This is a genomic window from Microbacterium sp. ABR10 (assembly GCF_057812175.1).
This window is the reverse complement of record NZ_CM173821.1, coordinates 3,128,509-3,146,644: the sequence shown is the minus strand read 5'-3', so window position 1 is coordinate 3,146,644 and position 18,136 is coordinate 3,128,509. Positions and strand designations below refer to the sequence as shown.

15 protein-coding genes are annotated in these 18,136 nt (G+C 72.6%); 8 read left to right on the top strand and 7 right to left on the bottom strand.

Annotation, left to right across the window (positions count from 1 at the left end):
- Positions 1-195: 195 nt before the first annotated feature.
- From ACXKZF_RS14545 to ACXKZF_RS14535, 3 genes are read left to right on the top strand one after another with little or no spacing between them, the layout of a single operon-like run.
- Positions 196-972, top strand: a complete 777-nt coding sequence (locus tag ACXKZF_RS14545; protein WP_488984668.1) for an electron transfer flavoprotein subunit beta/FixA family protein — start codon at positions 196-198, stop codon at positions 970-972.
- Positions 972-1,937 (top strand): electron transfer flavoprotein subunit alpha/FixB family protein, encoded by a 966-nt coding sequence (locus ACXKZF_RS14540; protein ID WP_488984667.1) that lies wholly within the window; start codon positions 972-974, stop codon positions 1,935-1,937. Before ACXKZF_RS14545 ends, ACXKZF_RS14540 begins: the two co-directional genes overlap by 1 nt.
- On the top strand, positions 1,938-3,947 hold the full coding sequence (locus ACXKZF_RS14535; protein ID WP_488984666.1) for a cytochrome b/b6 domain-containing protein: 2,010 nt from the start codon (positions 1,938-1,940) through the stop codon (positions 3,945-3,947).
- Positions 3,948-4,420: 473 nt separating this feature from the next.
- On the opposite strand, the gene ACXKZF_RS14530 is transcribed toward ACXKZF_RS14535, so the two are convergent.
- Entirely contained in the window at positions 4,421-5,026 is a 606-nt protein-coding gene (locus ACXKZF_RS14530) for a TetR/AcrR family transcriptional regulator C-terminal domain-containing protein (protein WP_243224471.1), read from the bottom strand.
- Positions 5,027-5,079: 53 nt separating this feature from the next.
- Here ACXKZF_RS14530 and ACXKZF_RS14525 point away from each other — a divergent pair, with 53 nt between their 5' ends.
- Genes ACXKZF_RS14525 through ACXKZF_RS14515 form a run of 3 tightly spaced genes read left to right on the top strand, consistent with a single transcriptional unit; the run spans position 5,080 to position 6,964 of the window.
- Positions 5,080-5,685 (top strand): biotin transporter BioY, encoded by a 606-nt coding sequence (locus tag ACXKZF_RS14525; protein WP_488984665.1) that lies wholly within the window; start codon positions 5,080-5,082, stop codon positions 5,683-5,685.
- Entirely contained in the window at positions 5,682-6,362 is a 681-nt protein-coding gene (locus ACXKZF_RS14520; RefSeq protein ID WP_488984664.1) for an energy-coupling factor ABC transporter ATP-binding protein, read from the top strand. The genes ACXKZF_RS14525 and ACXKZF_RS14520 overlap by 4 nt, the downstream gene beginning before the upstream one ends.
- A complete protein-coding gene (locus ACXKZF_RS14515) occupies positions 6,356-6,964 on the top strand; it encodes an energy-coupling factor transporter transmembrane component T family protein (RefSeq protein WP_488984663.1) in 609 nt (202 codons plus the stop codon). Before ACXKZF_RS14520 ends, ACXKZF_RS14515 begins: the two co-directional genes overlap by 7 nt.
- Before the next feature lie 92 nt (positions 6,965-7,056).
- On the opposite strand, the gene cofE is transcribed toward ACXKZF_RS14515, so the two are convergent.
- Positions 7,057-7,809 carry a coenzyme F420-0:L-glutamate ligase gene (gene cofE, locus ACXKZF_RS14510; protein ID WP_243224476.1) on the bottom strand — a complete coding sequence of 251 codons (753 nt, stop codon included), beginning with the start codon at positions 7,807-7,809 and terminating at the stop codon, positions 7,057-7,059.
- 1 nt (position 7,810) lies between these two features.
- Positions 7,811-8,317 carry a GNAT family N-acetyltransferase gene (locus ACXKZF_RS14505; protein ID WP_055951616.1) on the bottom strand — a complete coding sequence of 169 codons (507 nt, stop codon included), beginning with the start codon at positions 8,315-8,317 and terminating at the stop codon, positions 7,811-7,813.
- Positions 8,318-8,579: 262 nt separating this feature from the next.
- Between ACXKZF_RS14505 and ACXKZF_RS14500 the strand changes: the two genes are divergently transcribed.
- Complete coding sequence (locus tag ACXKZF_RS14500; protein ID WP_488984662.1) at positions 8,580-9,161, top strand: acyl-CoA thioesterase; 582 nt, start codon at positions 8,580-8,582, stop codon at positions 9,159-9,161.
- A gap of 57 nt (positions 9,162-9,218) precedes the next feature.
- On the opposite strand, the gene ACXKZF_RS14495 is transcribed toward ACXKZF_RS14500, so the two are convergent.
- From ACXKZF_RS14495 to ACXKZF_RS14480, 4 genes are all read right to left on the bottom strand, one after another.
- On the bottom strand, positions 9,219-10,697 hold the full coding sequence (locus ACXKZF_RS14495) for an RCC1 domain-containing protein (protein ID WP_488984661.1): 1,479 nt from the start codon (positions 10,695-10,697) through the stop codon (positions 9,219-9,221).
- Positions 10,698-10,914: 217 nt separating this feature from the next.
- The gene (locus ACXKZF_RS14490; protein WP_488984660.1) at positions 10,915-11,892 is read right to left on the bottom strand and encodes an acetylxylan esterase; all 978 of its coding nucleotides are present in this window, start codon (positions 11,890-11,892) and stop codon (positions 10,915-10,917) included.
- Positions 11,893-11,962: 70 nt separating this feature from the next.
- Positions 11,963-12,583 carry an FMN-dependent NADH-azoreductase gene (locus ACXKZF_RS14485; RefSeq protein ID WP_488984659.1) on the bottom strand — a complete coding sequence of 207 codons (621 nt, stop codon included), beginning with the start codon at positions 12,581-12,583 and terminating at the stop codon, positions 11,963-11,965.
- A gap of 188 nt (positions 12,584-12,771) precedes the next feature.
- On the bottom strand, positions 12,772-13,896 hold the full coding sequence (locus ACXKZF_RS14480) for a S1 family peptidase (RefSeq protein ID WP_243224481.1): 1,125 nt from the start codon (positions 13,894-13,896) through the stop codon (positions 12,772-12,774).
- Between the two features lie 223 nt (positions 13,897-14,119).
- On the opposite strand from ACXKZF_RS14480, the gene ACXKZF_RS14475 reads away from it, so the two are divergent.
- Positions 14,120-17,935, top strand: a complete 3,816-nt coding sequence (locus ACXKZF_RS14475) for an aldehyde dehydrogenase family protein (protein WP_488984658.1) — start codon at positions 14,120-14,122, stop codon at positions 17,933-17,935.
- Positions 17,936-18,136 lie beyond the last annotated feature (201 nt).

Genomic DNA, 18,136 nt, shown 5'->3' with positions numbered 1-18,136 from the left:
TCCGGATTCACGGTACCGCTCCCGCGCCGCCCGTGCCGGGCGATCGCACCCGTCGCAGCTGTCGGCTCCCTGGGGCGATGCGGGCGCTTCGCGTGCGGAGTCCTGGCTGAGCCGCTCGTCGAAGCCTCCGCGCCCCGAACCCCGCCGCGGCACCGCCGCCGTGGCATCCCTCCCCCCGACCAAGGAGACGCATCGATGAAGATCGTGGTCCTGATCAAAGAAGTGCCCGACACGTGGGGTGAGCGTCGACTCGACCTCGAGACCGGGCTCGCTGATCGCGCCGCATCGTCGCCCGTACTCGACGAGATAAACGAGCGTGCGGTCGAGGTCGCGCTCGCTCACGCCGACGCGCATCCGGGTACCGAGGTGACGGTCGTGTCGATGGCACCCGCGTCGGCCACGGCGACGATCCGCAAGGCGCTCGCGATGGGGGCGACCTCGGCCGTGCACATCGTCGATGACGCCCTGCGCGGGGCCGACCTGCTGCTGACCGCAGAAGTGCTCGCGGCCGCCGTGCGGCGCGCCGACTACGACCTCGTGATCGCGGGCAACCTCTCGACCGACGGAGGCGGAGGCGTCGTCGCCGCGATGGTCGCCGAACTGCTCGGTGTGCCGCAGGTGACCGGCCTCGCGGCCCTCGAGCTGTCCGACGGCGCGGTGTCCGGAGATCGCGTGAGCGACGCGGGCACGATGCGGGTCACGGCCGCGCTCCCCGCGGTGGTCTCGATCACCGAGGCGCTGCCCGAGGGGCGGTTCACCACGTTCAAGGGAATCATGGCCGCGAAGAAGAAGCCGTACGAGACCGTGGATGCCACGGCCCTCGGCATCGAGCCCGAAGATCCGGCCACCGTCCGCTACATCATGCTGGCCGTCGCCGAGCGGCCCGCGCGCACGGCGGGCACGAAGATCGTCGACGAGGGAGACGCCGGCGAGAAGCTCGCCGCCTTCCTCATGGCCGAGGGGGTGGCGTGATGAGCGTCGCACTGGTTCTGCTCGAGGTGCTTCCGGGCGGCGCGCTCGCCGCGACGGCGCCGGGCCTGCTGGCCGCCGCTGCGCGGGTGGGTGACCCGGTCGCCATCGTCGCGGCCGCCTCCGACGTGCTCGCCGGGGCAGCGGCCGAAGCCGCCGGGATGGGCGCCGTCCGCGTGCTGACGGCCGAGACGCCGCCCGAGGTCCTGACGATCCCGGTCGTCGACGCACTCGCCGCGGCCGTCGGCCGTGAGCGCCCCGACCTCGTGCTGGCATCGAACGCCGTCGAGTCGCGTGACGCGCTGGCCCGTCTGGCCGCGCGTCACCGGCTGCCCCTGGCCACCGATGTCGTCGGAGTCGACCGCGACGACATCGGAGTGGTGGCGCACCACTCGGTGCTCGGCGGCGCTTTCACCGTCGACGGCGCGCCCACTTTCGGTCCGCTGTTGGCGACACTGCGCCCCGGCTCCGTCGATGCTCGTCTCGACGCGCAGCCGCTCGTGGTCGAGGAGCTCGAGGTCACGGCATCCGGGGTCCGCGCCGCCCGGATCGAGGGCTTGGCCGAGACGTCCGCACCCTCGTCGCGCCCGGAACTCCGCGGGGCCGCGGCCGTGGTCGCGGGAGGGCGGGGCATCGGTTCGCGCGAGGACTTCGCCCTCGTCGAGCGTCTCGCTGACGTTCTCGGTGCCGCGGTCGGCGCCTCGCGTGCCGCGGTCGATGCCGGCTACGTCCCCGCGAGCGCACAGGTGGGCCAGACCGGAGTCTCGGTGTCACCGCGCCTGTACGTCGCGCTCGGTATCTCGGGGGCGATCCAGCACCGCGCGGGCATGCAGACGGCGGGCACGATCGTCGCAATCGACAAGAATTCCGACGCACCGATTTTCGACATCGCCGATTTCGGTATCGTCGGAGATCTGTTCACCGTTGTCCCGCAACTCATCAGCGCGCTCGAGGCCCACAAGAACTAGATGGCGTCCACACCACGCACCCCGCGTCGCGGGCTGCCGCGCGTCCCCGGCGGGGAGCCCTGGCCGCCCGCGGCCTCCGGCGTGCCCGAGGTCGTCGAGGCGAACGCGGTCGACGGCTCGTCGGTGGCCGCCGGAACGTCCCGCAGCGCGGGCTCCGGAGCGAGCGGCCACGAGGCGGCGCCGAACGCGGCACGCACCTCGCAGAATGGCGCGGATCTCGCAGATATCGCGCGGGATGCTGCGAGCATCGGTTCCTTCTCCGAGGATGCGCGAGCGGATGCCACGGACTCGACGTATGCGCGAGCGGATGCCACGGACTCGACGTATGCGCGAGCGGATGCCACGGACTCGACCCCGCTGCCCGGCGCCGCGCCGCGCCCGGTGGCCGGTTCGCACCCGGGCCCCGCCTCCGACCCGGTCGCCGCCCGCGGTACCGACGCCACGCCCGCGGTGGCCTCGGTGCGTCGTGGGCTGCCGCGCGAGCCGGGCGGCGAGCCCTGGCCGCCGACGCCCTCGGCCGTCGCGGGTTCGGTTTCCGGTGCGCAGGCGCGGGCTGCCGCGCCCGCGGCCGTTACGGATTCGGACGCCGGCACCTGGATCGAGAGGTCGGCCGATTTCGTTGCGGTACCGGCCGTGCGCGGTGACTCGGACCCTTCGGCGCACGGCTCGGCTGCCGAGGAGATTCCCGCGCATTCGAACGTCGACCACCCCCGCCGAGGGCTTCCGCGCGAGGCCGGCGGTGAGCCCTGGCCGCCCGCTCCCGAGCCTGAAGCCCTTTCCCTGCACCCGGCTGCGGCCGCCGACGTCCCGACGTCCGGGGGTGCGGCATCCGGCTCGTCTCGTAGCGACGACGCTCCGACGTCCGGGGGTGCGGCATCCGGCTCCGAACCGACCTCGGCTGATTCTCTGGCCGTGGCATCCACTCCCTTGGCGGAGGCGTCTCCGACCGCGCCGATCGAGGCGGCACCGTCCGAACCCGCGTCGGAGCGCGTGTCCACCGCCCCGCGCGCGCCGCTGACGGTGCGGCGGACCGTCTGGCCGGGGGCGGCTGCCTCCGCCGCGCGTCCCGCGAGGACGGACCCGAAGCGCATCGGCCCCTACACGTCGCTGCAGTGGGTCGGGTCCACCGCGGTACTCGGCGTCTTCGCCCTCGCTCTCGCGGGCATCACGGTGCTGGTGGCGCGGTTCCTCCTCGCGTTCGGTCCGGGTCAGGACTTCCTCGCCGCGTACCCGGGCGAGTACCCCCTGCCGGATTCCGCGCCGGTCGGCATCCCCGCGTGGCTCAACTGGTCGCACTTCCTCAACAGTTTCTTCCTGCTGTTCATCATCCGCACGGGTTGGCAGGTGCGCAGCGAGAAGCGCCCCGCGGCCTTCTGGTCGCCGCGCAAGAACAAGCGTCGACGCATCAGCCTGACGCTGTGGTTCCATCAGGCGATCGACATCCTCTGGATCGCGAACGGTGTCGTCTTCGTCGTGCTGCTGTTCGTCACGGGGCAATGGATGCGGATCGTGCCGACCTCCTGGGAGGTCTTCCCCAACGCTCTGTCGGCGGCGCTGCAGTACGTCTCGCTCGACTGGCCCACCGAGAACGGGTGGGTGAACTACAACAGCCTGCAGCAGCTGTCGTACTTCGCGATCACCTTCCTGGCCGCCCCTCTCGCCATCGTGAGCGGCGTGCGGCTGTCGGGCGTGTGGCCGAAGGATGCCGAGAGGCTCAACCGCATGTACCCGGTCGAGTGGGCGCGGAAGGTGCACTTCCCGGTGATGTTGTTCTTCGTCGCGTTCATCGTCGTCCACGTCGCGCTCGTGCTGGCCACCGGCGCCCTGCGCAACCTGAACCACATGTACGCCGCCCGCGGCTCGGTCGACCCCGCCGCCTTCACCAGCGACCCGACTGGTCTGCTGATCTTCGCGGCATCCCTGCTGGTGATGGCCGTCGGCTGGGCGGCCGCGCGTCCCCGCGTACTCGTGCCGATCGCCCGCTTGTTCGGCGACGTCAAGCAGCGCTGACGCGCCCCGGCGGCCCGGCCCGGCCCGGCATGCGGCCCTCCCCGGCCCGGCCCGGCACGCGGCCCTCCCCGGTGCGGCCCGGCCCGGCCCGGCTCGGCTCGCGGGGTGGGTGCCGAGACCGTACGCAATTGCCGAGGACGCAGGTGTTTGTCGACGAAAGGGTGCGTCTTCGACGATTGACTGCGGTCTCGCCGCGGTCGGCCCGCGCCCCGCGCCGCACGCCGCCGCCGGCCGCGCTCGGGCCCCTGTGCGGATGGGGGTGCCGAGACCGTACGCGATTGCCGAGGACGCAGATGTTTGTCGACGAAAGGGTGCGTCTTCGACGATTGACTGCGGTTTCGCCGCGCCCGCTCCTCGCCTCGTGCCCGCTGCCGCCCCGCGCTCTAGCCGCCGCGGGGGCACCGCCGCCCGCCCCGCCCCCGCTCGACCCGCGCCGCCGCCCGCCGCCACCGTCGGGGGCCACGGCTCGATCGTCAGACGCGGCGGCGTGCGTGCAGGCCGGCGATGATGAGGTCGAGGCCGAAGGCGAAGTCGTCGCTCGCGAGACCCGCGGCGCCAGCGTCGGCCGCGCCGGCTCCGTTGGCACCGCGGAGCGCCGCACCCGCCCCCTCTCCGCGCACTCCGACGCTGTCGTACTGCAGGCGCTGCTGCTCGTGCCAGGCGAAGCCGAGCACGTAGTGCAGCACCGTCGTCGCGACGCGGCCCGCGGTCTCGGCGTCGAACCCGTCGGCGACGACGGCGGCCGTCAGTCGGTCGGTCGCGAGCGGCGCGCCGAGGCCGAGCGCGAGGGTGCTCGACACCACTTCGGCGCCGTCGCGGTAGGTCAGGAGCGCATCGCGCAGGGCGCGGGCCTCGGTGCGCAGGTCGGTCGCGGCGCCGGATGCCATGCGCGCGACGATCCGGTCCGACAGCTCGGCGAGCAGCGTCTGCTTGTTCGGGAAGTGCCAGTACAGTGCGCTGGGCTGCACCTCGAGGGCGGTCGCGAGACGTCGCATCGTGAGGTCGGGGAGGCCGTGATCGTCGAGGATCCGCAGTGCGGTGCGGGCGACGTCATCGGCGGAGTGTCCGCGAGGAGCCATGGTGTGAGTATAGTGAACGGCGTTCAGGTGAACAGTGTTCAGGAAGGACCGTCATGCGCACCGCCGACGCCACCGATCTCGCCCGCATCGCCGTCTTCGCCGCGCTCATCGCGGTGCTCGGGCTCCCCGGCAGCTTTCCCGTGTTCGGCGGGGTGCCGATCACGGCGCAGACCTTGGGCGTGATGCTCGCCGGAGCGGTCCTCGGTCCCTGGTTCGGTGCGCTGTCGGTCACCGTGCTGCTCGCGCTCGCGGCGGTGGGGCTGCCGGTCCTGGCCGGCGGCCGTGGGGGGTTCGGTGTCTTCCTCGGACCGACCGCGGGTTATGCCCTCGGCTGGATCCTCGGGGCGATCGTCATCGGGCTCATCGTGCACGCGGGCGGACGTCGTCCCGTTGTCTGGCGCACCGCGCTGGCGATGCTGGCCGGTGGGATCGGTGCGATCTACGCCCTCGGCATCCCGGTCCAGAGCCTCGTCACGCGCCTACCGCTCGCCGAGACGGCCCTCACCAGCCTCGTGTTCGTGCCCGGTGATCTGCTGAAGGCGGCGGTCGCCACGATCGTGGTGACGACGCTCGTCACGGCGTACCCGCGCGGCTTCCGCCGTGACTGGCGCGCGCCGGCCACCGGACGGCGACCGGCCGAGGTCGCGGTCGACGCGTGATCCGGTGCGCGGGCGTCGGTGCACGCCTGGGCCAGCGCGAGGTGCTCCGAGGTGTCACCCTCGACCTGGACGCGCGAACGGTCGCGGTCATCGGCGACAACGGATCGGGTAAATCGACCTTCGCGCGACTCGTGGCCGGCCTCGTCCGCCCGTCGGTCGGAGACCTGTGCGTGCTGGGACTCGACCCGCAGCGGGATGCCGCTGAGCTCCGCCGACGGGTGGCGCTCGTGCTGAGCAACCCCGACGCGCAGATCGTCATGCCGACCGTCGCCGACGACGTCGCCCTCTCGCTGAGGGCGGAGCGTCTGCCGCGCGACGTGCGCGATCGTCGGGTCGCCGCCGCGCTCGGACGCTTCGGACTCGCCGAGCTCGCCGACCGTCCCTCGCACGATCTCTCCGGCGGTCAGAAGCAGCTCCTCGCGCTGTGCGGCGCCTTCGTCCGCTCGCCGCACCTGGTCGTCGCCGATGAACCCACCGCCTTCCTCGATGCGCGAAACGCCCGCCTCGTCGCCGACCACCTGCTCGCCGATACCGGACACGCGCTGCTCGTCATCACCCACGACCTCGCTCTGGCGCGTCGCTGCGATCAGGCCGTGGTCTTCGCCGAGGGTCGGGTCGTGGCATCCGGAGCCTCCGCCGAGGTCGTCGACGGCTACTCAGCGGCCGTGGCGTGCTGAGCATGTACCGCCCCGGTGGGGGATGGATGCACCGGATGCCGGCGGGCCCGAAGCTCGCGTGCCTGGCCCTCGTTGCCCTGGTGCTCGCGGCGCTGCCGTCGACCTGGGCGACGGCGCCCGTCGCGGTGGGCGCGTCGATCGTTCTGTACGCCGGAAGCGGCATGGGCGCGCGAGCCGGCGTCCGCTACTACGGATGCCACGCCTGGGCGCTCCGCTGGGTCATCGTCGTCACGGCGGTCGGGCAGCTGCTGTTCCTCGGTCCGGAGGCCGCCGTCGCCAATACGGCACGAGTCGTCGCCGCTCTCTTGGTGGCAGGGCTCGTCCCGCTGACGACCCCCGTCGCGGCGATGCTCGACGCCCTCGAGCGCGGGCTGCGGCCCTTGCGTCGGGTCGGCGCCGATCCGGCGCGCGTCGCGCTGCTGGTGACGATCGCCCTGACCACGATTCCGGTGCTGTCGAAGCTGGCCGGCGATATCCGCGATGCCCAGCGCGCACGGGGCCTGCGGCCTTCCCTCGCGCGCGGAGCACTGCCGTTCCTGGTGGTGACCCTGCGTCACGCCGACGACCTCGGCGACGCCCTCGCCGCCCGCGGCATCCGCTGATTCGATCAGTCGCGGGGCTTGCGGGGTCGAAGGGGCGGGACGTCAAGGATCGGTATCGCGCGAACCATGAACCCCCCAAGAGAGATAACTCGTCAGTCGCGCGCCGCACGCCCCGCCGCGAAACCCTCCGCGTACGCCTCGTCGGCGCCCTGGCGGAACATGTCGCGGGCGGGATCGCGCACGATGGACCGTGCGCCGGGGAGGTCGAGGTCGCCGACCAGGTCGGCTCGGCCGCGCACGATCGCGACGGGTCGACGCGACGCCTTGCCCTTGACGAGGTCGGTGGCCGCGGCGATCTCGTCGGCCACGCACGGCAGGGTCACGACGAGGGGTCGCCCCTCGGCGTCGGTCGTCCCGCGGAGGTCCTCGAAGACATGGATGCCGGCCGCCCCGATCGCGTGATCGGTCTGGCCCTCGCGCCACGCGCGCCCCAGCGTGTCGGTGATGATCACGCCCACACGGGCGACGGACCGTAGCCCCTCGGCGAGGCGTCGCGCCGACGCGTCGGGGTCGACGGGCAGCAGCAGCACGGTGCCTTCGGGGGTGTTGCTCGCGTCGACGCCGGCCGCGGCCGACACGATGCCCAGGGGGTTCTCGACGATGCGCGTGACGTGCCCGGTGGGGGAGGTGCGGGACGCCACGAGGCGCACGGTCTCACGTGTGATCGCGTCTTCGCGGTCGTCGGCCCGGATGATCCGCCCCTCGGCCTTCGACACGATCTTGCTGGTGACGACGACGATGTCGCCATCCTGCAGGGGGTCGAGCAGGGCATCGATGATCACCCCGACGAGGTCGTCTCCCGGGGTGATCTCACGGATGCCGTCGAGGGCCCAGACCTGCAGCACGTCAGCGGACGAAACGGACCTCGGTGAGCTCTTCGCCGAGGAAGGGCTGCGTCTGCGAGGCGCCGTCCACCGCAAAGCCGTTTCGTGCGTAGAAGCGATGAGCGCGCGGGTTGTCGTCGGCGACCCAGAGGTACAGGCCCTCACCGTCTTCGACCGCCGCGTCGAACAGCTGCTGGCCGATGCCGGTGCCGTGGTACGCGTCGAGCAGGTAGATGAAGTACAACTCGCGCTCACGCGGGGCGTCGTCGTCGCGGGCGGGGCCCGACCCGACGAAGCCGACGATCTCGCCGTTCACGAGCGCGGCGTGCATGCGGTAGTCGTCGCCCTGGGAGGCCCAGTGGGTCCAGAGCTCGGCCATGCGTCGGGGCGAGACGGCTTCGAGGGCCGCCTTGCTGATGAGGTGGTCGTACGTCTCGTGCCAGCAGGTGGCGTGCACGCGGCCCAGGGCCTCGGCATCCACATCGCGCACCGGACGGACGACGATGTCGGTTCGGGTTTCCGCAGTCATGGCGCGACTCTACGCTCGGGACCCGTTCGGGTGAAATCCGTCGCGGGGCCCCTCGCGATGGGGTAGTGAGGTGCGTCACGAATCGCCGCGCCCGTCTCCGTCGATTGTCCGGAACACGCCGTCCCGCGCGCGACGCGACGGCGTTTCGTGGACACTCGACATTTCGCCAGAGCCCGCATGCGTCGGATCCCGAGGCGCCTTGATTGTCGATCGCGCACAACGCGATGGTCGATCCGTCGTCGGATCGCTACGCTCGCCCCTCGTGAACGTCCTCTGGCGCACCCTCCTGGTGCTCTTCCGTGCCCGCCGCCGCCTGCGACGCGAGGGCCCCCTCGACCCGAACACGGTCACGCGACTGCGGCTGCGGGTGCTGCCCACCGACATCGACGTGCTGCGCCACCTCAACAACGGTCGCTATTTGTCGCTGTTCGACCTGGGGCGGTGGGACCTTCTCACGCGCTCCGGACTCGTGGCGGCGATGACGAAGGAGGGCTGGTACGCCGTCGTCGCCGCCGAGACCATCACCTTCCGCCGCTCGCTCGAGCTGTGGCAGCGGTTCGATCTCGAGACGCGCCTCATCGGCCACGACGACCGGGCCGTGTACCTGGAGCACCGCGCCCTCGTCGGCGAGGAGATCTACGCGCGCGCGATCATCCGGGCGCGGATCCTGCGCCGCACCGGCGGCACGGTTCCCCACGACGAGCTGTTCGCCGCCGTCGGACGACCCGAGGGGCTGCCCGACATCGAGCCGTGGGTGCACGAATGGGCGGCGGGCTCGGCCTTACCCTCGACGCGGCGCCCGGCCCCCAGTGTCTGGGAGGGCCGCGCAGCCGCCGACGGGTAATGGCCTGCAGCGCAGCACGGGGCCATCGCGTCCCCGAAACGGCCCCGTGGCGCGCGCTCAGTCGGGTTTGACGACGACGGCGAAGACATCGCCGTAGACGTCGGTCAGCCCGACGACCGGGGGTGTGTCCGTCGGTAGGGCGGGCGTGAGCGGGGAGGTGCGGTTGGTCGTGGTACCGTCGCCCACCTCGCCGTAGCGGTTGTGGCCCCACGAGCGCAGGCTGCCGTCGTCCATCCACGCGTAGCCGGTGCCGGTCTGACCTCCCTGATCGACACCGCTCCCGGCGAGGACACGGACGCTCGAGGTGAGGCCTACGATCGGCCGAGCCGTCGTCAGTGAGGTCGTCGTGTCGCCGTTACCGCCCTGGCCCGAGGAGTTGGCGAGCCAGCTCTGCGCCGATCCGTCCGTGAGTCGGGCGTAATAGGTGCTCGACGCCGCGCCCAGGGCGGTGACCCCCGAGATGCCGGAGAACGTTGTCGGCGACGGGGTGAAGCTCAGCCCCCAGATCTGCACGGTGCCGTTGCTCATCAGGGCTGCTCCGCGCGACGAGGTCGGCGCGAGTTGGATCGCTCCGCCGGCGATGACCTGCACCGGCGAGAGCTCTCGCGCGGTGCCGCCGGAGGTGCCGTTGCCGACCTGACCGGCGTCGCTCTGCCCCCACGCGTACACGGCGCCACCGACGAGGGCGTACGCGGTGCTTCGGCGAGCGGCGACCTGCGTCACGTTCGCCAGGCTCGGAAGGCGAGTAGGCACAGTGGCATCGGTTTGGGTGCCCAATCCGAGCTGTCCGAACCCGTTGTATCCCCACGCCCAGACGGTGCCGTCGGATCGCAAGGCGTAGTTGGATCGCTGGAATCCCGAAGCGATCTGCACGACCCCGGTCAGATTCGGCACGATTCCCCATGCTGCTCGGCTGTTCCCCGTCGAACCGATGCCGAGTTGTCCGAAGCTGTTCGAGCCGCGAGTCCAGACCGTGCCGTTCTGCAGCAAGATGAGCGTCGGCGAGACGATCTGCACGATCGGCGATGGAAAGACGAGCTCGATCTGCGTCAACGTCGTCCGACTGGCTTCGGGTGCGCCGGCGACCCACGCGCCGGCGGCGAGGGCGTTGGCGCCGAGCACGGTGAGAGCTTGAGCCTTCGAGTCGCCGCCGACGGTCGCGGTGACGATGACGGTGGATCCCGGGGTGCGCCACGGCGTACCGAGGTTGACCTGTGCAGTCGCCACGCCGTTGCCGTCGGTCGTCGCGACGCTCGGAGTGACGCTCGCGCCGGAAGGCGCCGTGAACGACACCGCTTTGCCCGCGGCGGGAGCGCCGGCCTCGGTGGTGACCGTGGCGGTGACGGTGGTGGCACCGGTGGCGATGATCTGCTGCTGGGGCGTGGACACGGTGATCAGCGCGCTGTTCGATGCCGCGTATGCGGGTGAGGCGGCGGTCAGGGCGATCGCGGGCACGGCCCAGGCGGCTCCGGTGAGGACAGTTCGTCTCGCCGGGTGGAGAGGGATCGTGTCCGTTGTCGCGTCGTCGTGCCGCATGTGGTCCTCATTCTCTATCGGGCGTAGAGGCACACGTTCTCATGGTGACGGCCGCCCGGGCGGCGAGGGTCGGCGCCATCACGGAGGTGAAGGCATGACGACGCCTGCCGTCGTCTCTTGCCACGGCGGAGGTGAGACAGTCCCGGGCGATCGCCGTTCACCCGGCAACTCACGTCTCGGGGACGTCGGCATCACCTCTCGCGGGAGAGGCGCCGGATCAGCGACCGAAGCGGGCGTCCAGCCAGGCGACCTGCTTCATCCAGTGCCGATATCCGCCGCCCTCGTGGCCGTTGTAGGGGTACTCCTCGATCGCGGCGTCGTCGGACGCCAACGCGTGGAACGCCGCGAAGACCCCTGACGGCAGGACGACGTCGTCCATCAGGGCGACGGAGAAGTACGCCGGTACGCTGATCCGCCGCGCGAGCACCGCGCCGTCGACGTGCGACAGCGTGTGCAGTACGCGGTCGGCGTCGTCGCGGTGCACCGAGAGGAAGCGCGTGATCTCGGTGAACGGTGGCGAGGGCGTACGCACGATGGCGTTCGGGAAGTCGCAGAGAAAGGGCACGTCGGGCATGACCGCTGCCACCGCGTCACCCGAGAGGGCGGCCGCCGCGATCGCCAGCCCGCCGCCCTGACTCGCACCGGTGACGGCGACCCGACCGGCATCCACTCCCGGGAGCGCCCGCACCTCGTCGACGAGACGAGCGGCATCGGTGTACAGCCGGCGGTAGTAGTAGTCGTTCGGATCCAGGATGCCACGCGTCATGACGCCCGGGTAGGCGGCCGCCGAACCGTGGGGATCGGGCGTGGCTCCCACGCTCCACGTCGAGCCCTGGCCGCGCGTGTCCATGATGACGTGCACGTAGCCGGCGGCGGCCCAGTTGAGACGTTCGCCGGGGAGGCCCCGTCCGCCGCCGTAGCCGATGTACTCGATGACAGCGGGGAGCACCTCGTCGCCTTGCGGACGTACGACCCAGCCGCGGATCTCGTCGCCGTCGAAGCCGGTGAACGTGAGGTCGAGGACACGGAGCGAGCGCACCGGGGCATCGACGGGCGTCGCACGGGTGGGGCCGGCTGCTGCCCGCGCCTCGCGCAGCGTCTCGGTCCAGAAGGCGTCGAGTCCCGCGGGTACGGACAGGTCGGGGCGGTACGCGCGGAGCGACTCGATCGGCATGTCGGTGAAGGTCACGGCCATGGACATCGACAGTAGCGGCCGCGGGGATGCGCCGGGTCGGCGCTCACCCGGGTCGGCGACGCGGAGAGGCTCAGTCGGAGGCGGCGAGTTCCTGCGCCCGCGTGACGCCGTCGGCGATCGCCTCCGCCGCCGCGGGGTCCCAGGTGCGGTCGATGATGAGCGATCGCACATCGCGCACGCCGATCGTCCGCAGGAAGAACTCCACGAACGCGACCTGGTGGTCGAAGATCGACCCGGGGGTCGGTCCGTCCTCGCCGTAGTACTGCCCGCGAACGAAGACCACGTCGGCCCGCGCGACGTCGACGGCGGGACCGAAGTCCACACCGTCGTAGGTGAAGAGCAGGTTGCGCTGGGCGGCGAGGTCGATGAGCTGCTTCAGCTTGTAGGGGATGGACCAGTTCCACATCGGAACGCCCAGCACGATGCGGTCGGCTTCGCGGAAGCGACGTGCGAGGGACTCGATCTTCGTCCAGGCTCGAGACTCCACGTCGTCGAGGTCGTCGCCGTCGACCCACTTGTACTTCGCGCGGATGACGCGCTCGTCGAACTCCGGCAGGTCTTCGTGCCACACGTCGAGCGTGTCGACGTCGAGATCAGGATGCCGTTCGCGCAGTGCGTCGATCAGGGCGGTGGCCACGGTGACCGACGCGCCCTCGTGTCGGGGGGAGGAGATGATGTGGAGGACTCGCATGGCGTCAGTTTCGCGGGCGGAGGCGGTCGACGGCGGACGCTTGACGGCGCACACCCGCGGTGACCCGTCGCTCCCATGCGGCATCCGCCGGTCCGCGGACAGGTCGCAGCGGCGCATCCGCGGATCGCTCCACCCACGGCGGAGCCCCGATCGCCGGGGGCGACCGGGGCTCCGGGGTACCCGGGGGATCAGCTGGTGAGAAGACGCAGGTTGTACGCCTGCAGGATCTCGTTGACGGGCTGGAAGTAGGTCGTGCCGCCGGTGGTGCAGTCGCCCGAGCCGCCGGAGGTGACGCCCTGCGCCTGGTTGCCGGCGATCAGCGATCCGCCCGAGTCGCCGGGCTCGGCGCAGACGCTCGTGCGGATGAGGCCCGAGACCGAGCCCTCCGCGTAGCGGACGGTGGAGTTGAAGCCCTGGATCTTCCCGCAGTACCAGCCGGTCGTGGAGCCCGAACGGCACACGGTCGCGCCCACGGCGGCCTGCGTCGAGCCCTTCACCGCGACGGTGCCACCGGAGTAGTCCATGACCTGCCCGACGGGGGTGTGGTTGGGCGTGGCGACCCAGGCGTAGTCGTTACCGGGGAAGGACGAGCCGCGGAAGGTGCCGTAGTTCGTGCTGTCGCCGGTGACGCCGCAGTGGCCGGCGGTGACGAAGCCGCCCTGCACGGCGAAGCCGACGGAGCACCGGCTGGCGTTGTTGATGAGGTAGGACATGCCGCCGCGGATCGTGGCGAACGTCTCGGGGGCCTCGACGCCCGTCTGCAGGCGGACGGCATCTGCCGGCGCGCCGAGCGAGGCGACGAACTCGGTCGCGGCCTGCTCGCCGCCGGCGACGACGTCGACGACGACGTCGTTCGCCTCGACGTCGATCCACCAGGAGGGGATCGTGTCGGGAACGCCGCTCGCTTCGATCTGCGCGGTGATCGCCTCGAGCTCGGCGAGCGAGTACTCGACCGCGACGGGCACGGCGCCCGCGTCGGCGGCGGCGTCCAGAGCCGAGTCGGTGGTCGCCGCGGCGTACACCGTCTGCGTGGACTCGTCGAGCCAGGTGCCGGCGAAGGCGTCGCCGGCGGCACCTTCGACCTCGTCGGTGGTCCCGGCCGCGTCGGCCTGGAAACGCAGCACGTCCTGCGCGCCCGAGACGTCGGTGCCGAGGTCGGCTGCCATCGCCTCGAGCAGCTGGGCGTCGACGCCGTCGACGGCCGCGTCGGGGGATGAGGTGGGGGTCTGCGCCAGCGCGGGAGCACTGGCGGCGGTGGTCAGGAACAGGCCGATCGCGGCAGCGCCGACGACCGTCTTCGAGAAACGGTTCACGTGGAGTGACCTTCCATCCAGGGGGGATAAATGGTTGGGGTACCCACGGCTATCGAAACACGAGACGGCCGGAATGCGAAGGAATTCTCGCGAATTGATGGTTTGCGTCCAAAAAGTGTCGGTCATTTGGGGGACAGGCCGACGTCGGGGGTCCCGGTGTCGATCCTCGACGTGCGCGGCGGGCCGCCGAGGTGGCACGCGCGCGGTGTTTAGGCTGACGGGCATGAGCACGAACGACCCTCGCGCCACCGGTCCAGCGCTCTCCTTCGACCTCGCGTCGCGGGCCGCCGCCGAGATCCGGACGTTCTCGGCACGCGCCGTCGCTCCCGCGACCGCGCGCCGCGGCGCGCTGCCGACCGATCCCGACGCCGCGGCCTTCGTCGCCCGAGTGTGCGACGGCGTCGTGCGGCCGGAGAGCGTGACGGCTGCGGCGGCGGCCCTGCACCGCCTCGCGGCCGAGATCCCCTCGACGCTGCCCTGGTTCGTGCGCGGCGCGTTGCAGATCGGGGCGGCCGTCGCCCCGGTGCTTCCCACGCCGGCGGTGCCGATCGCCCGCCGCGCGCTGCGCGAGATGCTCGGGCAGCTCGCCCTCGATGCGCGTCCCGAGCGGTTCGGGGAAGAGCTCGCGGCGGCCGCCGAGAGCGGAAGCATCTTCGACGTGCGCCTGGCCGGGCCGGCGGTACTCGGTGAGACGGGCGCGCGGCGTCGTCTCGACGGCATCCGTTCCCTCGTCTCGCGTGAGGACGTCGATCGCGTGTCGTTCGCCCTGTCCGACGTATCGGCGCGGCGGGCTCCCTGGGCGTTCGCCGCCGACGTGGAGCACGTCGCCGAGCGGGTGCTGCCGGTGTTCCTGGCCGCCGAGGCCGCCGGAACGCACATCACCCTCGTTGCCACCGGTCGCGATGACCTGGATGCCACGATGGCCGTGCTGACCCGCGTGCTCGAGGAGCCGCGGCTCGAGGGGCTCCGCGCCGGCATCGCGCTGCCGGTCGCCGTGGCCGAGACGCTCGACGCCGTTCGCGAGCTCGCCGCGTGGGCCCGGGTGCGCGTGGCGCAGGGCGGTGCGCGTGTGACGCTGCGCCTCGGCGACGAGGCCATCGACACCGCCGACGTCGTGAACGCCGCGCGCCACGGGTGGGCGCCCCCGGCGCTCTCCGGCCGCGACGACGTCGATGCAGGGCTCGTGCGGACCGTGCGCACGGCCGTCGCCCCACGGGGGATCGAGGGGCTGACACTCGAGATCGCCACGGCCGACCCCGAGCGGGCGGCCCTCGCCCTCGCCGTCGCCGCGGAGGTGAATGCCGCGGTGCGCCTCGTGCTCCCGCGGGCGACTCCGTGGACCCCCGGCGACGAGCATGTGATCGTCGTCGCCGCCGTGCATCCCGATGACCTGGATGCCGTGGCCGGCCGCCTCGCCACGGACTACGCCGAGGCGGTCGCCGCGGCCCCCGCTCTGCCCCTCGCCGTCCCCGCCGGCACCGTCGCCAAGGGCGCCGACACCGAGGGCGCCGACACCGAGGGCGCCGACACCGAGGGCGCCGACACCGAGGGCGCCGACACCAGGGGCGCAGAAGCCGAGCGCAGAGACGCCTCGGGCGACGACGGCGACGCGGCGGACATCCCCGAGCCCGAGACCTCGGCCGTGTCCGCGCGGGCGCGTCGGGCCCTCGCCGCCGCCGACGAGCCGGCTCCGATCGCCCGCGGCCCGCAGCGCGGGGGCGAGGACGACCCCGCGATCCTCCGCGAGCGCGCGGCCGACGATGCAGCCGAGCCCGGGCTCACGCAGGCGGTGCTCGGCATCGCGCGCGAGGCGGCGGCATCCGGTGACACGTCGTCGCTCGGTCCCGACGTGCAGCAGATGCTCTTCGGCGGTCAGGCCTTCGTCGACACCGCAGTGTTCTCGGCGCGCGAGAGCGCCGAGCTCGCCGGCGGCGCGCCCGGTTTCCGGAGCGTCGCCGACACGGATCCGACGGTCGCGGACGATCGCGCGTGGGCGGCCGATGTGCTCGCGCGTGTCGCCGCATCGACCGCGGGGGATGCGACGGCCGCGGCCGGACGCATCGACGACGAAGAAGGGCTCGCCGCCGCCGTGCGGCGCGTGCGCGCGGCCGCCGAGCCCTGGGGCGCGCTGGCGGCGGTCGAACGCGCGGCCGTGCTGCAGAGCGCGGCCCGGACCCTCGCCGCGCGCCGCGCCGAGCTCATGGAGGTGCTCGCCGCCGAGGGCGGGGCACTGCTGGCCGAGGCCGACGCCGAGGTGAGCCAGGCGGTGGATGCCGCCGCCTACTACGCCGCGACCGCGAAGGAGCTCGACCGGGTGCCGGGAGCTGTCTTCCTCCCCGACCGGGTGAGCGTCGTCGCCCCCCGGTGGAACGCCCCGGTGGGCCTGTGCGCCGCCGAGACCCTCGCCGCCCTCGCTGCGGGGTCGGGCGTGCTGCTCACGCCGTCGCCCCGCGCCCGGCGCGCGGGAGCCGTCGTCGCCGAGGCGCTGTGGGCGGCGGGGGTCCCGCGCGACCTGCTCGTCTACGTCGACCTGAACGAGGAGGCGTCGGGGCGCGCGCTGATCGTGCATCCCGGCGTCGACCGCGTGCTGCTCGCGGGGGCTCGGGCGACCGCCGAACGCTTCGCCGCCTGGCGCCCGGCCGCGAAGATGCAGGCGCTCACCGCCGGCCGGAACGCCGCCATCGTCGCGCCGTCCGCCGACCTCGACGCCGCCGTGTCCGACATCGTGGAGGGAGCCTTCGCGCGGGCGGGGCAGGCGGCGACCGCCGTGTCGCTGGTCATCCTGGTGGGAGCGGTCGGCCGGTCGACGCCGTTCCTCGAGCAACTCGCCGACACCGTCTCGTCACTGCGGGTCGGACCCGCCGACGATCCGCTGTCCGACATCGGTCCGCTCGGGGAGGAGCCCACCGGCGAGGTCCGCCGGGCGCTGACGGTGCTGGGAGAAGGCGAGCGCTGGCTCGTCGAACCGCGCGAGCTCGACCTCGGTGCCGAGACGGCCGGACGGTTCTGGTCACCGGGCGTGCGCACGGGGGTCACCGCCGGTTCGCACCTCACCCGGGCGGCCGTCGCCGCTCCCGTGCTCGGTATCCTGCACGCGCCCACCGTGACGCGGGCGATCGAGTTGCAGAACGCCATCGGCTCCGGTTTCGTGGCGGGACTGCATACGCGCGACATCGGCGACCTCGAGCTGTGGCTCGACACCGCCGAGGCCGCGGTGCTGCGCGTCAACCGTCCCTCGACGGGAGGGGTCGTGCAACGGGAGCCGCTCGGCGGCTGGGGCGAGGCCTCGGCGGGCACCGGCGCGATGTCGGGCGGGCCGAACCGCCTGGTCACCCTCGGCTCGTGGCGGCCGTCGTCGGGAGGCGCGGCGTCGTCGACGCTGCACCTGCGTGGGCTCGACAGTCGCATCACGGGGCTCATCGAGGCCGCGCAACCGACCCTGTCGTACGAGGCGTTCGAGTGGCTGCGCCGCGGCGCACTGTCGGACGCCGTGGCGTGGGACCGCGAGTTCGGCCGGGTCATCGACGTCTCGCACCTGCGGGTCGAGCGCAATCTGCGGCGGTATCGTCCGACCGGCGTCGCGGTGCGCGCCACCGGCGATGCGGCCTGGCAGGCGGTGCTGCGCGTGCTCGTCGCGGCGGTGCGCTCGGGCTCGACGTTCACGCTCAGCACGCCCGTGGGTCTCCCCGCGGCCGTGCGCCACCTGCTCGGCGAGGCGAGCGTCGCGGTCTCGGTGGAGACCGACGCGGAGTGGTTGCAGCGCCTGGCGGGCGGCATCCCGGATGCCGACGCGGCTGACGCCGTCATCACGCCGGGGCGGCCAGAGCGGATCCGTCTGGTGGGCCCGGCCGACACGGTCGTCGCCCTCCGCACGGCGGTCGCCGAGACCGTGGGGGCCGACCTTTCGCTGACGGTGTACGCCGACGAGGTCACCACCGCCGGTCGCCTGGAGCTGCTGCCCTTCCTGCGCGAGCAGGCGGTGTCCATCGCCGCACACCGCCACGGCCGCCCCGACCCCTGGTCGGCCGCCGTCATCTGAGACACTGACGGCCACCGCGCCCGGACCGCCTCCGCCCCCGAGACCGCACTGGTCAGCCGACGCGAGCCGGGATGAGCCCGACATGCGCCGCGACCGCACGACGTCGGGCACGTCGGGTCATCTCGAGACGAGCCGGGATGACCCCGACGTGCGAGGCGACCGCACGACCTCGGCACGTCGGGTCTTGAGCGGCCCACGGCC

Excerpts from the sequence above, each read along its gene's own strand:
- ACXKZF_RS14525 (WP_488984665.1), top strand. The coding sequence starts at position 5,080 with ATGCGCACCGCCGACGCCACCGATCTCGCCCGCATCGCCGTCTTCGCC.
- ACXKZF_RS14530 (WP_243224471.1), bottom strand. The coding sequence starts at position 5,026 with ATGGCTCCTCGCGGACACTCCGCCGATGACGTCGCCCGCACCGCACTG.
- ACXKZF_RS14505 (WP_055951616.1), bottom strand. The coding sequence starts at position 8,317 with ATGACTGCGGAAACCCGAACCGACATCGTCGTCCGTCCGGTGCGCGAT.
- ACXKZF_RS14545 (WP_488984668.1), top strand. The coding sequence starts at position 196 with ATGAAGATCGTGGTCCTGATCAAAGAAGTGCCCGACACGTGGGGTGAG.
- ACXKZF_RS14495 (WP_488984661.1), bottom strand. The coding sequence starts at position 10,697 with ATGCGGCACGACGACGCGACAACGGACACGATCCCTCTCCACCCGGCG.
- ACXKZF_RS14490 (WP_488984660.1), bottom strand. The coding sequence starts at position 11,892 with ATGGCCGTGACCTTCACCGACATGCCGATCGAGTCGCTCCGCGCGTAC.
- ACXKZF_RS14535 (WP_488984666.1), top strand. The coding sequence starts at position 1,938 with ATGGCGTCCACACCACGCACCCCGCGTCGCGGGCTGCCGCGCGTCCCC.
- ACXKZF_RS14475 (WP_488984658.1), top strand. The coding sequence starts at position 14,120 with ATGAGCACGAACGACCCTCGCGCCACCGGTCCAGCGCTCTCCTTCGAC.
- ACXKZF_RS14540 (WP_488984667.1), top strand. The coding sequence starts at position 972 with ATGAGCGTCGCACTGGTTCTGCTCGAGGTGCTTCCGGGCGGCGCGCTC.
- ACXKZF_RS14485 (WP_488984659.1), bottom strand. The coding sequence starts at position 12,583 with ATGCGAGTCCTCCACATCATCTCCTCCCCCCGACACGAGGGCGCGTCG.